The sequence below is a fragment of the Chryseobacterium lactis genome, from assembly GCF_003815875.1.
In the GTDB taxonomy this organism is placed as follows: domain Bacteria; phylum Bacteroidota; class Bacteroidia; order Flavobacteriales; family Weeksellaceae; genus Chryseobacterium; species Chryseobacterium lactis.
Window position 1 is genome coordinate 659453 of record NZ_CP033924.1, and the last position, 14377, is coordinate 673829.

General features: G+C 36.3%; 16 protein-coding genes. 11 read left to right on the plus strand and 5 right to left on the minus strand.

Annotated elements, in window-relative coordinates; all coding sequences use genetic code 11:
• The first annotated feature begins 147 nt into the window (after positions 1 to 147).
• Genes EG342_RS02850 through EG342_RS02860 form a run of 3 tightly spaced genes read left to right on the plus strand, consistent with a single transcriptional unit; the run spans position 148 to position 2591 of the window.
• Positions 148 to 930 carry an alpha/beta fold hydrolase gene (locus EG342_RS02850; protein WP_103292153.1) on the plus strand — a complete coding sequence of 261 codons (783 nt, stop codon included), beginning with the start codon at positions 148 to 150 and terminating at the stop codon, positions 928 to 930.
• 4 nt (positions 931 to 934) lie between these two features.
• Positions 935 to 1750 (plus strand): hypothetical protein, encoded by an 816-nt coding sequence (locus EG342_RS02855; protein ID WP_103291797.1) that lies wholly within the window; start codon positions 935 to 937, stop codon positions 1748 to 1750.
• 46 nt (positions 1751 to 1796) lie between these two features.
• Positions 1797 to 2591, plus strand: a complete 795-nt coding sequence (locus tag EG342_RS02860; RefSeq protein ID WP_103291796.1) for a patatin-like phospholipase family protein — start codon at positions 1797 to 1799, stop codon at positions 2589 to 2591.
• Between the two features lie 37 nt (positions 2592 to 2628).
• Here EG342_RS02860 and EG342_RS02865 read toward each other — a convergent pair whose 3' ends face one another.
• Positions 2629 to 3633 carry a DHH family phosphoesterase gene (locus EG342_RS02865; protein ID WP_103291795.1) on the minus strand — a complete coding sequence of 335 codons (1005 nt, stop codon included), beginning with the start codon at positions 3631 to 3633 and terminating at the stop codon, positions 2629 to 2631.
• A gap of 235 nt (positions 3634 to 3868) precedes the next feature.
• On the opposite strand from EG342_RS02865, the gene rpmH reads away from it, so the two are divergent.
• Positions 3869 to 4027, plus strand: a complete 159-nt coding sequence (gene rpmH, locus EG342_RS02870; RefSeq protein WP_034701860.1) for a 50S ribosomal protein L34 — start codon at positions 3869 to 3871, stop codon at positions 4025 to 4027.
• Between the two features lie 154 nt (positions 4028 to 4181).
• On the plus strand, positions 4182 to 4892 hold the full coding sequence (locus tag EG342_RS02875) for a cell division ATP-binding protein FtsE (protein WP_103291794.1): 711 nt from the start codon (positions 4182 to 4184) through the stop codon (positions 4890 to 4892).
• A gap of 35 nt (positions 4893 to 4927) precedes the next feature.
• Here the strand turns inward: EG342_RS02875 and EG342_RS02880 are convergent, their stop codons facing one another.
• The 3 genes from EG342_RS02880 to EG342_RS02890 are packed head-to-tail and all read right to left on the minus strand — an operon-like array spanning position 4928 to position 7666.
• A complete protein-coding gene (locus tag EG342_RS02880; RefSeq protein ID WP_103291793.1) occupies positions 4928 to 5626 on the minus strand; it encodes a tRNA1(Val) (adenine(37)-N6)-methyltransferase in 699 nt (232 codons plus the stop codon).
• Positions 5626 to 7080 (minus strand): sensor histidine kinase, encoded by a 1455-nt coding sequence (locus tag EG342_RS02885; RefSeq protein WP_103291792.1) that lies wholly within the window; start codon positions 7078 to 7080, stop codon positions 5626 to 5628. The genes EG342_RS02880 and EG342_RS02885 overlap by 1 nt, the downstream gene beginning before the upstream one ends.
• A gap of 1 nt (position 7081) precedes the next feature.
• The gene (locus EG342_RS02890; protein WP_103291791.1) at positions 7082 to 7666 is read right to left on the minus strand and encodes a riboflavin synthase; all 585 of its coding nucleotides are present in this window, start codon (positions 7664 to 7666) and stop codon (positions 7082 to 7084) included.
• 48 nt (positions 7667 to 7714) lie between these two features.
• Between EG342_RS02890 and pdxA the strand changes: the two genes are divergently transcribed.
• The 6 genes from pdxA to rocD all read left to right on the plus strand — a co-directional run bounded on the left by pdxA (position 7715) and on the right by rocD (position 13288).
• The gene (gene pdxA / locus EG342_RS02895) at positions 7715 to 8806 is read left to right on the plus strand and encodes a 4-hydroxythreonine-4-phosphate dehydrogenase PdxA (protein WP_103291790.1); all 1092 of its coding nucleotides are present in this window, start codon (positions 7715 to 7717) and stop codon (positions 8804 to 8806) included.
• Positions 8807 to 8890: 84 nt separating this feature from the next.
• Positions 8891 to 9421: a YceD family protein gene (locus EG342_RS02900; RefSeq protein ID WP_103291789.1), complete on the plus strand. Its 531-nt coding sequence runs from the start codon at positions 8891 to 8893 to the stop codon at positions 9419 to 9421.
• A gap of 67 nt (positions 9422 to 9488) precedes the next feature.
• Positions 9489 to 9692, plus strand: a complete 204-nt coding sequence (gene rpmF, locus EG342_RS02905) for a 50S ribosomal protein L32 (RefSeq protein WP_039365059.1) — start codon at positions 9489 to 9491, stop codon at positions 9690 to 9692.
• Positions 9693 to 9819: 127 nt separating this feature from the next.
• A complete protein-coding gene (accB, locus tag EG342_RS02910) occupies positions 9820 to 10302 on the plus strand; it encodes an acetyl-CoA carboxylase biotin carboxyl carrier protein (RefSeq protein WP_103291788.1) in 483 nt (160 codons plus the stop codon).
• A gap of 81 nt (positions 10303 to 10383) precedes the next feature.
• Positions 10384 to 11739, plus strand: a complete 1356-nt coding sequence (gene accC, locus EG342_RS02915; RefSeq protein ID WP_103291787.1) for an acetyl-CoA carboxylase biotin carboxylase subunit — start codon at positions 10384 to 10386, stop codon at positions 11737 to 11739.
• A 298-nt stretch (positions 11740 to 12037) separates the two neighbouring features.
• Entirely contained in the window at positions 12038 to 13288 is a 1251-nt protein-coding gene (gene rocD / locus EG342_RS02920) for an ornithine--oxo-acid transaminase (RefSeq protein ID WP_103291786.1), read from the plus strand.
• Here rocD and EG342_RS02925 read toward each other — a convergent pair.
• Positions 13285 to 14367 carry a glycosyltransferase family 4 protein gene (locus EG342_RS02925; RefSeq protein WP_103291785.1) on the minus strand — a complete coding sequence of 361 codons (1083 nt, stop codon included), beginning with the start codon at positions 14365 to 14367 and terminating at the stop codon, positions 13285 to 13287. The genes rocD and EG342_RS02925 overlap by 4 nt on opposite strands.
• Positions 14368 to 14377 lie beyond the last annotated feature (10 nt).

Below are 14377 nucleotides of genomic sequence, written 5' to 3' on the forward strand. Positions count from 1 at the left end.
TAGAAGGCCGCCTCAGTTTTGAGACGGCTTTTTTGTATCACCTGACCATGCAGGAGTATTCCTCTTTTTTGTTTAACTTTGAAAGGAGAATCCTTCAAACTTAGTACTTATAGGATTCTTTTAACCTTCTATAAAAATATTGAAATCATGCTGAATTTTGAAAGAAAAGGAAACGGACAGGAAACATTGGTATTGCTTCATGGCTTTATGGAAAACCTTTCCATCTGGAGCGATATGGAACCTCACCTTTCGAAAGATTTTTCGCTTTTAAAAATTGATCTTCCCGGCCACGGAAAATCTGAAATTCTTGGTGAAGTTCATACGATGGAACTTATGGCAGAGGAAGTAAAAAAAGTATTAGATCACGAGAACTTAAAGAAAGTACATCTATTAGGACATTCTATGGGAGGTTACACTTCGTTGGCTTTTGCCGAAAAATATCCTGAAACTTTAAAGAGTCTGACTTTGTTTTTCTCCACGTATTTCCCTGATGATGAAGAGAAAAAACAACAGCGCATCAAAAGCTACAGAATAATCAAAGATGCCTTCGCTCATTATGTAAGAGCCGGAATTCCGAATTTATTCAATCCTAACGAAAGGGATATTCTTGAAGGTAAAATTGAGACCGCCCTTGAAGTAGCACTCGCCACAAACAATCTTGGAGCACTGGCCTGTGTAAAAGGAATGGTAGAAAGAGCCGACAAAAAACACATCATGCAAAATCTGGAAGCAAAAATTTTAGTGCTGGCCGGAAAGCATGATAATGCTGTAAAAACAGATAGTACAATCAAAAATTTACCTGACAGAACCAATATAAAGTCATATATAATAGACTGTGGTCACAACGGTCATTGGGAGAAACCCGGCATCTGTGCTGAAATTATCAATACCGAACTGCTGCACAACCTTCCGAAAAAACTAGTATTTTAAATTCATGAAAATCATAATAACCGCAGTATTATTACTTGTATTGATAAACTGTAAAAAAGAGAATTCAACAACTCTCAAAAACATTTCGAATGATAGCATCAGTACTCCATCAACTGTCAAAAATAATACTTTAAAATCTGATCAGCCTAAGGAGGAAATATTTAAATTCGTAACAGAATTATGTGATAATACCGGGTATTTTGATTCTAATAAATACAGCCGGGAAGAGATTGAAGGCGCCTACAAACTTAAGTATGACTTACATGGAACGCTGTTGGATACCCCATCTGTTTTTGGGCTTAATGATCTTCAGGAAGTAAGGCGTGACAAAGATAAAATCCTGTCTAAACTCGATAAGGATTTTGCAGAAAAGAAAGCTCTTCTCCAAAACCTTAAAATCGTTAATTCTCCTTACTGGCAAAATATAAAAAAGTTAAAATACGAAGCTCTTCTCCAGCAATATGAATTGGAAAAGATCCGCATCGCAGCCTATTCCGATCCCTCAATACTTCTTTCCACCAACAAATGCCAGAATTTTGCAAAGGCATTGAATTCAACCGATGAACAAATGGTTTCTGAATGGAGGAAGCTCAGAGAGCAAATGAGTAAAAAAAATGCAGATCCTGAAAGAATCATGACTCAATTTAATGAGCATCTCAATTCATCAGATAAAAGAGACTTCGCTATTATTGACCTGATTACCTTTGGATGGGGTAATTGTGTGAACGGTACTATTCAAAGACCTTCGTATGATGAAAAAATGACCAAAGAGTTCGATTCGCTATTCATTAAGGTTGATTCTGATTGTGATGAGCCATAATTTTTTATTTAAATTCCTGTATATTAGTAAAGGATAATTTTCACAGATGGGTTTATTCTCGTTCAAAAAAAAAGAACCGCAGATCATTGGGCTTACACTTTCAGGCGGAGGAATGCGTGGAATTGCACATATTGCCGTTCTCAAAGCGCTGGAAGAATATAATCTGAAACCACAGATTATTTCAGGAACCAGTGCCGGTTCTATTATTGGTGCATTCTATTCTTTCGGAAAAAGTCCGGATGAAATGATGGAGATTGTACGGGAAACTTCATTTTTCTCAAGATCCGCTTTGAAACTATCTAAAAACGGAATTTTCAGTTCGAATTTTATTTTAAAACTATTTAAAGATTATTTACCCGAAGATAATTTCAGTATTTTAAAAATTCCCATGTACGTTACTGCGACGGAAATGACGCATGGTATCGTTGATTTCTTTTCTGAAGGAGAACTTTTTGCCCCTTTATTAGCTTCATCCAGCGTTCCGTTTATTCTTCCACCCGTGAGGATGGGAGATAAAATATATGTTGACGGTGGCGTATTAGACAATCTTCCGATTGAACCTATTATTGATAAATGTGATTTCCTGATTGCCTCTCATGTCAATTCCATCAGCTATGATGAATTAAAAAAAATGAGCCTGATGAAAGAATTTGACCGTATTCTCCACTTAGCGATTGCAAAATCCGTGTATTCTAAAGTAAAACACTGCGATATATTTCTGGACCCGCCAAAGATGACGAAGTTCAGTCTTTTCAACAAAAAATATATGGATGAAATGTTTCAGCAGGTATATGAGTACACCTGCCTGGAGCTTGAAGAAAAAGGATATCGCAAAGATTGATTGTTTGAACGTAATAAGTCCTCTCCTCTTTTGCAATTTAAAGATTCTCTTCTTCTACTTTTTTCTTAAAGTTTTCAATAGTACCGGCTAGTGAATCCATAGATTTTCCGCCTGCAGCATTGATATGCCCACCTCCACTGAAATATTTTCTGGAAAACTGATTTACATCTACATCATCCTTACTTCTGAAGGAAATTTTAATAAAGTCTTCATACAGATCCTCCATGAAAAATGCAGACATTTTTACACCGGCAATACTCAGTCCATAATTCACAAAACCTTCTGTATCTCCTTTCTGGAAACCAAATTCTTTCAATTCGTTTCTTGTAAGGCTTAAAACAGCTACTTTACCATCATTCACTACTTCTATTCTTCCAAGAACAAGCGCAAGCAGGTGAAGTCTGGAAACCGTATTCGTATCCCAGGTATTAGAAGTGATCATAGCCGGATCAGCTCCATTTTCAATAAGATGTGCAATTATTCTGTGAGTAGTGGCACTCGTGGAGCGAAAACGGAAACCACCGGTATCAGTCATAATCCCGGTATAAAGACATTCTGCCATATCCTGATTCACCAGTTTTTCATCATTCAGTGCTTCAATAAAATGATAAATCATCTGTGAAGTAGCAGGAATCACTGTATCAGAATATACAAAATCAAACTTTTCAGGTTGCTGGTGGTGGTCAATAAGAATTTTCTTCCCCTGAGCTTTCACCAACCAGTCGCCCAGCAAGCCAATTCTTGACGGAGAATTAAAATCTAAACAGAAAATAACATCTGCAGCGGCAATCATATCAGAAGCCAGTTTTCTTTTGTATTCAGCAATGATTACTTTTTTGGATTCAGGCATCCATTTCAGAAATTTCGGAAAATCATTAGGAACAATAACTTCTGCAAAAATACCTTTCGCTTTCAGATAATGTTTCAATCCCAAACTGGAACCAATAGCGTCTCCATCCGGGTTGTAATGGGTAAGGATAACTATTTTGTTTTCTGGTGTAAGTAATGTATTGATATCTAAAAGTTCTGTTGGTGTAAACATCTGGTGTTTATTTTCGTTAAAATTTAAGTTTTCAAAGATAGAGCTTTTATATAAATCATTTAAATATTATTTTTGCACCGGGAATTTGGTTTCTCAAAGGGGATTTATAAATATTTGATTTGAAAAGCAGATAAATATTTTCAAAAAAAGATAATTAAAGTTTGTATCTTATAAAAAATTATATATCTTTGCAACCTGAAAATTAATAGATTAATTACGATTTAAACATATAGTAATGAGTAAAAGAACATTCCAGCCATCAGAAAGAAAGAAAAGAAACAAACACGGTTTCAGAGAAAGAATGTCTACGCCAAATGGAAGAAGAGTTTTGGCTGCGAGAAGAGCTAAAGGCAGAAAGAGTTTAACTGTAAGTGCTGCACGCGCTAAGAGATAATCTTTTTATTATCATATACAAATCATGCTTGAGAAGTTGCTTTTCAGGCATTTTTTGTTGTTAAAATTTACTAAAATTTAGGCTACATCAACATCTTTTTTCTATTTTTAAAAGTTGAAAATTTTTTATTAGAAACAGCCTTTAAAATTAAATTATGCCACATACAAATATCTCCGGTGACAATATCATAAGTTTGCAAAACGCAAAGATTGCGCAAAAAAACTTCACTGTTCTTTCTGATGTAAATCTTAACATTAAAAAAGGTAGATTCTGCTATCTTATCGGAAAAACAGGTTCCGGAAAAAGCTCCCTTCTGAAAACGCTTTACGGCCACATCCCTTTAGCAGCAGGACATGGAGCAGTTGTAGGATTTGAACTGGCAAAACTGAAACCTTCTGACATCCCCAACCTTAGAAGAAAATTAGGAATTGTATTCCAGGATTTCCAGCTACTTTCTGACAGAACTGTGGAGAAAAATCTGAAGTTCGTTCTTGAAGCCACAGGATGGAATGACAAGGTTAAAATGGAAGACCGTATCAACGAGGTACTGGGAAGCGTGAATATGAAAAGCAAAAAGCACAAAATGCCGCACGAACTTTCCGGAGGTGAGCAGCAACGTATCGCTATAGCCAGAGCCCTTCTTAACCACCCGGATCTTATCCTTGCGGATGAACCTACAGGAAACCTTGACCCGGAAACCTCTAACGAAATTATGACCTTATTAAAACAGGTTGCCCTTGAAAACGGCGCCGCAGTAGTAATGGCAACACACGATTATCACATGATCCAAAACTTCCCGGGAGAAGCCATCAGATGTGAGGATGGAAAAGTTTCCGTATTGGATACTGCAGAATTGTTTGAATAAGAAATCATAGAGCCTGGAAACGGCTGCTATGCCATTTAAATTTTATTAAAAACATGAAACTCCTTAGTGAGTTCAAGATATTGGTCCGAGTATTGTCTCGGACTTTTTTCTATGGTAAAATCAGATTCTTTCACGTCTTTTTCAATCAGAGAAAATTCAAGAATCACTCTTTTTACTTTTGAGTTTTCAATTCCTCTGATGTTGACTTTTCGGATTATGTATAATTGATTTTCCTGAGCAATAGCAATAAAATCACCTTCAACTTCTACAGGAATAATTATAGAAAAAATTCCGTTTTCGGAAAGTAATTCTGATGATTTTGAAATTAACTGACTGAAATTTAACTCAACGGTTTGCCTCGCAATTTTATCCTTATCTGAGTCTGACACTTCAAAGTAAGGTGGATTTGAAACAATCAGATCAAATTTATGATCTGTCTTAAAAGCTTTAAAATCCTGACGAATATTTTTCAACCTACCCGCAAAAGGTGAGTTTTCAAAATTAAGTTTCGTAAGATGTACAGCTTCATCATTAATATCGATTCCTAAAAAGTCTGCCTGGGAATTCCTTTGAGCCAGCATTAGGGAAATTAACCCTGTTCCTGTTCCCACTTCCAAAACATTGGAAGCATTTTTAATACAAGTCAAAGCACCCAAAAGAACACCGTCTGTTCCGACACGGAAAACGTTTTTGGACTGCTGAATTTCAAATTGTTTAAACGTAAAAGGCTTCACTATAAGTTGGTAGGTAATGTAATAATGAATGTTGATCCCTTCCCGACTTCCGACTTCACCGAAATTTCTCCCTTATAATCTTCAATAATCTTTCTCACCATGGATAAACCAAGCCCCATCCCGCTGTTTTTAGAAGTAAAATTCGGTTCAAAGATTCTTTCGTACATATTTTCCGGAATCCCGATGCCATTATCCTGAACGGAAACAATTACTCTTCTCTGATGTTGTTCTACATCTACATTGATGATTAGTTTTCTTTCATCACTTTCTGCCTGCTTGGCATTGGTAACAAGATTAGTTATGATCCTGGAAAGATAAATCCTGTCCATATTGATCATGATATTCGTCTTGTTGGCATGCATGAAAATACTATCATCATTGAAGACACGAAGAATATCTTCAACCTCAGTATTCAGGTTAATTACTTCGTTATTTTTTTCGGGAAGCTTGGCGAATTCAGAGAATGCTGATGCGACTGTGGCAATCAGGTCAATCTGATCTACCATCGTTTTGCTCATGAGCTTTACTCTTTCTTTGATATTCGGATCTTCAGGATCAAATTTCCTTTCGAAGTTCTGAATCGTGAGTTTCATAGGCGTCAATGGATTCTTTACTTCATGAGCCACCTGCTTAGCCATTTCTCTCCACGCTTCTTCCGATGCTTTAAACCTAAGCCTTTCCTTCTGATCCTGAATTTGTAGAATCATTCTGTTATAGGCTCTTGCCAAAGCATTCAATTCATCGTTTTTATAATATCTGATAGGACGCATTTCATTTTCAAATAATGTAATACGTGTAATCATATCAGAAAACTTCGTAATGGTCTTTGCAAGACTGTTTGAGGTTACCCAGCTGATCCAGATACTGAATAAAATAAGGAATATATCGACTAAAAGAATGTATTTAACATATTGATGAAGAACCTCCAGATAGGCAGATTCATTATGATATAAAGGAATATAAACGACTCCTATCGGCTCAAGCTCATTATTTTTCAGGAGAAGATAAGAAGAAGTAAGCTTAGCATCTTTAGCAGCATCAAATCGGGTCATATCAACTCTGGCATCTGTAGCCAGAATTCTGTTGATAATCTCTACAGGAATTGCTTTCTGATCGATCAGACTTTCATCTTTATTGGAAAGCAAATAATTTCCTTTCAGATCATAAATAACAATATCATGCTGGTTGATATCTGCAATTTCAAAAATCTTATTGCCTAAAACTGCCGGAAGATCTGCCGTTCTCACCAGTGTACGACTGACAGCATAATCCAGATACCTCATTACGGCATTGGTTTTCTCCTGCATATCGATATTGCTCTGCTGCATCGAATTATTTCTCAACACAAAGTATGGAACAAGCGAAGTTGCCACAACACTTAAAAAGCATACCAACAGGAAACCAAAAAAGACCCGGTTTCTTAAGCTATATCCTTTATATTTATTAATTGACATCCTACTTTTTAATTAACCTAGCAATATACTTACCAATGATGTCAAATTCCAGGTTCACTTTATCACCAATTTTTAAATGTTGCATATTTGTAAATTCCCAAGTGTAAGGAATAATGGCTACCGAAAACTGAGCATCTTCACTTTTCGCTACCGTGAGACTGATTCCGTTTACGGTGATTGATCCCTGAGGTACCGTCACAAAATTCCCATCGGCATCGTACTTAATAGTAATGAAATAACTTCCGTCTTTATTTTCAATGTCTGCCACTTCACCGGTCTTGTCAACGTGTCCCTGAACGATATGCCCATCCAGTCTTCCATCCATTTTCATACAACGTTCAAGATTTACAACAGTTCCCAGCTCCCATTTTCCAAGGTTTGTTTTTTCTAATGTTTCATTGATTGCCGTTACCACATATTGGTCATCTTTAATCTCCACAACAGTCAGGCAGCAACCATTATGAGCCAGGCTCTGATCAATTTTCAGTTCGTTTGTAAAGGGGCATGATAAGGTAAAATCTATATTGCTTCCTTTTTCTTCAATCTTGTTAATAACACCAACTGCTTCAATAATTCCTGTGAACATATTATTTTTTGCTAAATTTGTAAATTATAATCTTCAAAGATAATCAAAATGAGCCCAAAAAACCATAAAGTACGAGTAGGAATTTCAATAGGTGATTTCAATGGCATCGGTCCGGAGATCATTATGAAGTCTCTGAAAGACAAAACTATTACGGATTTTTTCACTCCTGTAATTTTTGGTTCGGGAAAGTTGTTCACTTATCAGAAAAATATTTTCAAGCTGAATCTTAATTTCAACTATGTTAATGAAGCTTCCCAGGCACAGGTCGGGAAACTTAATATGGTGAATCTTACCAAGGAAAATGTAAATGTAGAACTGGGAGTTCCAACTGAGGAATCAACAAAAATGGCGATTGATTCTTTGGAAGCCGCTACTGAAGCTTTAATAAGAGGTGATATCGACGTTCTTGTAACCGCACCTATCAACAAAGATGAGATGGTAAAAATGGGATTCAAGCATGCCGGACACACGGGATACTTTGAAGAGAAGTTCGACAAAAAAGGATTGATGTTCCTGGTAACTGAAGATCTTAAAGTTGCGGTTTCTACCCATCATATTCCTATTGCTCAGGTTGCAGAAAATATTTCTAAAGAGAAAATCAAAAAACAGATCAAAGCACTGAATCAGACTTTGATTGAAGACTTCTGCATTCAAAAACCGAAAATTGCAGTTTTAGGATTAAATCCACATGCCGGAGACGGCGGAGTGATTGGTAGTGAAGAAATTGAAATTATCTCTCCAGCTATCAAGGAACTTTCCGATAACGGAATATTAGCATTCGGCCCTTTTCCGGCTGACAGCTTTTTCCAGCCAGGCAAATACAAGAGTTTTGATGCGGTTTTGGCCATGTATCACGATCAGGGATTAGCCCCGTTCAAGACATTAGCTTATGAGGAGGGAGTAAATTATACAGCAGGACTTCCTTTTATCAGAACATCTCCCGATCACGGAGTCGCTTATGATATTGCGGGGAAAAATATTGCTGACGAACAGAGTTTTACAGAGGCTATTTTCACGGCGATCAAAGTGTTCAACAACAGAATTGAATACAACGAACTGATGAGCACTCGCCTTCAGCCAAGAAAAATGGTTGTAGACAATGGAATAGATGAAGATCTACCAGAGGAAACTGAAGCATAAATCATTAAAACAAATTTTAATTTAATTTGTTTTAGATTTTATTTGTTATTATAAAAAAAATGCATATTTTTGCACACTCATTTTATGGACAAGTTAAGAAACTATGACGTAAGCTTTTCCGGACTTAAAAACGGAAAACACGAGTTCAAGTTTGAGATAGATAAAACGTTCTTTCAATTATTTGACACTGAGCAGGAATTTACAAATCCTAGAATAGGAGTAGATGTATTACTAGATAAGCATACTACTTTTCTGGAATTTGAAATTAAAATACACGGATTGGTAGAGCTGGTTTGTGACATTACAAACGAAGATTTCGACTATCCTATTGAAAATAAGATCAATATCCTTGTGAATTTCGGGGAAGAATATGATGACAGCAATGAAGATGTTATTACGATTCCTTCTACAGAGCACGCATTCAATGTAGCACATTTGATTTACGAAAATGTAATGCTTTCTATCCCGATGAAGAAGATTTCACCGAATATAGGTGATGAAGATCTGAAAATTCTTGAACAGTTCAGTCCCAAAGAAATTGAGATAGAAGAAGAGAAAGAACACGAAAGTGACCCGAGATGGGATGCTTTAAGAAAATTAAAAGACAATAATTAAATAAAATAATTTAAATATGATGAGATGATAAATCTCATCGCTCATCAATTAAAAAAGTTATTACAAAATGGCACATCCTAAGAGAAGACAGTCGTCCACAAGAAGAGATAAGAGAAGAACTCACTATAAAGCTGTAGTTCCTCAATTAGCTAAAGATGCAGCAACTGGTGAACTTCACCTTTACCACAGAGCTCACTGGCATGAAGGAAAACTTTACTACAGAGGTAAAGTAGTATTGGAAAAAGAAGTAGCTACTACTGAAGAAAACTAATAGAGGATTTTATTCAAAAAAACCTCATTTTAATACAAAAACCGTCCAAATTTGTTAAATTTGGACGGTTTTTTATTGTTTTTTATGTTTTTTTGGTATCTTTGACCCAAAATCAAATATCAATTTTATGGACATTAAAGACATACAAAATCTTATTAAGTTTGTATCTAAAGCTGAAGTTTCAGAAGTGAAGTACAAAACTAAAGATTTCGAAATCACTATTAAAACTCCATTGGCTGGAAGCGATACTGTTTATGCACAACCTGCAGTATACCATACTGCTCCTCAGGCAGTAGCTGCTCCGGCACCTGTTGCAGCTCAGGCTGCGGCACCTGCTGACAAGGCTGAAGCTGCATCTGATGACAGCAAATATGTAACGATTAAGTCTCCAATGATCGGTACTTTCTATAGAAAACCATCTCCGGATAAGGATGTATTTGTAAATGTAGGTGATGAAGTAGCAGTAGGTAAAGTGGTTTGTGTAATTGAAGCAATGAAGTTATTCAACCAGATTGAATCTGAGATCAGCGGAAAAATCGTTAAGATCTTAGTAGATGATGCTACACCTGTAGAATATGATCAACCATTATTCTTAGTTGACCCATCTTAATTATAATATTGATTAATGATGATTGATAATTGATTAAATCAATTTCAAATTTCAAATTTTCAAATTTCAAATAGTATTAAGATGTTCAAAAAAATATTAATAGCCAATCGTGGCGAAATTGCAATGCGTATTTTACGTACTTGTAAAGAAATGGGGATCAAAACTGTTGCGGTATACTCTACTGCAGATAAAGACAGTCTTCACGTAAGATTTGCTGATGAGGCGGTTTGTATTGGTCCTGCGATGAGCAAAGACTCATACCTTAAAATCCCTAATATTATTGCTGCTGCGGAAATTACCAATGCTGATGCTATTCATCCGGGTTACGGTTTCTTATCTGAGAATGCTAACTTCTCAAGAATCTGCCAGAAGAATGGGATCAAATTTATTGGTGCTTCCCCTGAACAGATCGAAAAAATGGGCGACAAAGCAAATGCTAAAGCTACCATGAAGGCAGCTGGTGTACCTTGTGTACCTGGCTCTGACGGTTTGATCGAATCTTATGAGCATGCTGTAAAAGTTGCTGAAGAAACAGGATACCCTGTCATGATCAAAGCAACTGCCGGTGGTGGTGGTAAAGGAATGAGAGCTGTTTGGAAAGCTGAAGATCTTAAAGAACACTGGGAATCTGCGATTCAGGAAGCTGTTGCAGCCTTTGGAAACGGAGGAATGTATATGGAAAAACTGATCGAAGAGCCTAGACACATTGAGATTCAGGTTGCCGGTGATCAATTTGGTAAAGCTTGTCACCTTTCTGAAAGAGACTGTTCTGTACAGAGAAGAAATCAGAAATTAACTGAAGAAACTCCATCTCCTTTCATGACCGATGAGCTTCGTGAGAAAATGGGTGATGCTGCTGTAAAAGCTGCAGAATTCATTGGATATGAAGGTGTGGGAACTATCGAATTCCTTGTAGACAAACACAGAAATTTCTATTTCATGGAAATGAATACAAGAATCCAGGTAGAGCACCCTATTACTGAACAGGTAATTGATTATGACCTGATCAGAGAACAAATTCTTCTTGCTGCGGGAACTCCTATTTCAGGAATCAATTATTATCCTAAATTACACTCAATCGAGTGCAGAATCAATGCTGAAGATCCTTATGCAGATTTCAGACCATCTCCGGGAAAAATCACAGGATTAAACATTCCTGGCGGACACGGAATCAGAGTAGATACTCACGTATATTCAGGATATTCAATTCCTTCTAACTATGACTCAATGATTGCTAAGCTTATTACTACGGCTCAAACCCGTGAGGAAGCAATTGCAAAAATGAGACGTGCCCTTGAGGAATTCTATATTGAAGGAGTAAAAACTACCATTCCTTTCCACAGACAACTGATGGATAATGAAGATTATCTTGCAGGAAACTATACTACAAAATTCATGGAAGATTTTGTAATGGATAGAAAATATGATAATCACTAAGATTATTTTAAAATAAAGATATAAACTGCCTCTTCTCGGGGCAGTTTTTTTTATTTCCTAAAAGTTAAATATATCCCGGATTAATAAAAGTTAACAAAAAAAATCGGTTTGAGACTATCAATAAAAATCCTGTTCTTATAAAGATAGAATACCTACAACAATTGGCTGATAAAGAAAATATTTGCTGATATATTTTTATTCCGGCTCAAAATCTACTTCAATTCCAGCAGTTAACCTCATTAGGTTTTGGTTCAGGCATCTCATTAATATTGCGTAAATTTGTGAAAAAGCAAAACATATGTCAACAGCAGAAACAACAAAAAACTCACAATATTTTATTGACCTTGAAGACAAACATGGAGCACACAATTATCACCCTCTTCCAGTAGTACTGGATCGTGGAGAAGGTGTTTTCGTCTGGGATGTAGAGGGCAAAAAGTATTATGATTTTCTTTCAGCATATTCTGCTGTAAACCAGGGACACTCTCATCCTAAAATTGTGGAAGCATTGGTAGAGCAGGCTAAAAAATTAGCTTTGACTTCAAGAGCTTTCTACAACTCTAAATTGGGAGAGTATGAACAAAAGATCACGACTCTTTTCGGATTCGATAAAGTATTACCGATGAACTCCGGAGCTGAAGCTGTGGAAACAGCCGTAAAGCTGGCCAGAAAATGGAGTTATGAAGTAAAAGGAATTTCAGAAAACGCAGCTAAAATCATCGTTTGTGAAAATAACTTCCATGGAAGAACAACAACGATTGTTTCTTTTTCCAATGATCCTGATGCTAATCAAAATTATGGGCCATTTACTCCCGGATTTATTAAAATTCCATACAATGACATTGCAGCATTGGAAGAAGTTCTGAGAAGAGAAGCAGAAAATATTGCAGCATTTCTAGTTGAACCTATTCAAGGGGAAGCAGGAGTATATGTTCCGGATGAAAACTTCCTTAAAGATGCTTCTGAACTATGCAAAAAATACAACGTTCTTTTCATCGCTGATGAAGTACAAACCGGTATTGCAAGAACAGGCAGACTGATCGCTTGTCATCATGAGGATGTACAACCGGATATCCTGATCCTTGGAAAAGCACTTTCAGGCGGAATGTATCCTGTGTCGGCAGTTTTGGCGAATGATAGCATTATGAATGTCATCAAGCCGGGACAGCACGGTTCTACGTTCGGAGGAAACCCGATTGCATGTGCTGTGGCAGTGGCTGCTTTGGATGTGGTTGCTGAGGAAAAACTATCTGAAAGAGCTGAAGAACTTGGTCAGTTATTCAGAGCTGAGATCGAAAAATTAATGGATAAAACAGACCTTATTACCAAGGTAAGAGGAAAAGGGCTTTTAAATGCAATCATCATTAACGATACACCGGAAAGCTCTACAGCATGGAATCTTTGTTTACAATTAAAAGAAAACGGATTATTGGCAAAACCAACTCATGGTAATATCATCAGACTGGCACCACCATTGGTTATCACTGAAGAGCAACTCCTTGATTGTGTAAAAATTATTGAGAAAACGTTCGTGGAGTATAAGAATTAATTTCTTCCAAGAACTTTTTCATAAAATCTAAGATAATTATTGGACATTTCGGTATAACTATACTGTTTTGTCCAATTTTTTATTTCCTGACTTCTTTCTTCTTTCTCACTGTTGTATAATGCCATCTTTTCGTTAAATACATCAGCCATTTCTTTGGGATCAAAGCTATCAAAATAAAATGCTTTATCTCCTCCGATTTCCGGAAGACTTGTGTATTTTGAAAGAAATACAGGCTTTCCAAAAGCCATTGCTTCAATAGGTGGAATACCAAATCCTTCTGCAATGGAAGGGTGACACATGGCATCAGCATGTTGAATAACAGCATATTTTTCTTCTTCGGAAAGATTCTTCAGAAAATGAACTCTTTTTTCAATATTCAATTCTTTGATTCTTGCGCGAACTTCATCTGCATACGGTTGCTTTTCATCTGAAGCGATAAGAACCAGATCATCTTCAATATATGGTAACATTTCAACCAAAGTCATCTGATTCTTCTTATTGAAAAGTACCCCTATATTGAGGATATATTTTTTGTCTTTTAAAAAGCTATACTTTCCCAGGTGATATTCTCTGTTTTCAGGAAGCTGAATCCCATTATGGATCACCACTATATCTTTAAGCTTATTAAACTGAAAAAGGGCCTTATTTTCAATTAAATTCTGCTTTGCATATTCTGAAATACAGACGATATAATCTGCATTTTTCACATTGTTTTTGACCTTCCCCAGCATTTTTATTTTTTTAAACTCACTTAGGTTTTCATGTAAAAAATTCAGATCGTGCAGGGTTACGACTTTAATTGTTTTCTTATAATTTCGATGAAAATAGGAAGAAAGCTGGTGACTTACGTGAATCAGATCAAAATCTCCACTGAATCGTTCGTAAAAACGGTGAAGTTTGCTCCAGGAAACATGGTTTGTTGCAGGTCCGAACTTTTCAAGCTGCTCTTTATCTCCAAAATAAGATATTTCAAACTTAGAATTATTTTCCTCAAGACCCTTAGCGAGATTTCGAAAAACATTTGCAATTCCTGAATTGGGGTATCTGAGACGCTCAAGATCAATTAAGATTTTTGCCATACGATAATAA

What these genes read in the sequence shown, in the direction of transcription:
- EG342_RS02850 (WP_103292153.1), top strand. Translation starts at nt 148, where the DNA reads ATGCTGAATTTTGAAAGAAAAGGAAACGGACAGGAAACATTGGTATTG.
- EG342_RS02855 (WP_103291797.1), top strand. Translation starts at nt 935, where the DNA reads ATGAAAATCATAATAACCGCAGTATTATTACTTGTATTGATAAACTGT.
- EG342_RS02860 (WP_103291796.1), top strand. Translation starts at nt 1,797, where the DNA reads ATGGGTTTATTCTCGTTCAAAAAAAAAGAACCGCAGATCATTGGGCTT.
- EG342_RS02865 (WP_103291795.1), bottom strand. Translation starts at nt 3,633, where the DNA reads ATGTTTACACCAACAGAACTTTTAGATATCAATACATTACTTACACCA.
- rpmH (WP_034701860.1), top strand. Translation starts at nt 3,869, where the DNA reads ATGAGTAAAAGAACATTCCAGCCATCAGAAAGAAAGAAAAGAAACAAA.
- EG342_RS02875 (WP_103291794.1), top strand. Translation starts at nt 4,182, where the DNA reads ATGCCACATACAAATATCTCCGGTGACAATATCATAAGTTTGCAAAAC.
- EG342_RS02885 (WP_103291792.1), bottom strand. Translation starts at nt 7,080, where the DNA reads ATGTCAATTAATAAATATAAAGGATATAGCTTAAGAAACCGGGTCTTT.
- EG342_RS02890 (WP_103291791.1), bottom strand. Translation starts at nt 7,666, where the DNA reads ATGTTCACAGGAATTATTGAAGCAGTTGGTGTTATTAACAAGATTGAA.
- pdxA (WP_103291790.1), top strand. Translation starts at nt 7,715, where the DNA reads ATGAGCCCAAAAAACCATAAAGTACGAGTAGGAATTTCAATAGGTGAT.
- EG342_RS02900 (WP_103291789.1), top strand. Translation starts at nt 8,891, where the DNA reads ATGGACAAGTTAAGAAACTATGACGTAAGCTTTTCCGGACTTAAAAAC.
- rpmF (WP_039365059.1), top strand. Translation starts at nt 9,489, where the DNA reads ATGGCACATCCTAAGAGAAGACAGTCGTCCACAAGAAGAGATAAGAGA.
- accB (WP_103291788.1), top strand. Translation starts at nt 9,820, where the DNA reads ATGGACATTAAAGACATACAAAATCTTATTAAGTTTGTATCTAAAGCT.
- accC (WP_103291787.1), top strand. Translation starts at nt 10,384, where the DNA reads ATGTTCAAAAAAATATTAATAGCCAATCGTGGCGAAATTGCAATGCGT.
- rocD (WP_103291786.1), top strand. Translation starts at nt 12,038, where the DNA reads ATGTCAACAGCAGAAACAACAAAAAACTCACAATATTTTATTGACCTT.
- EG342_RS02925 (WP_103291785.1), bottom strand. Translation starts at nt 14,367, where the DNA reads ATGGCAAAAATCTTAATTGATCTTGAGCGTCTCAGATACCCCAATTCA.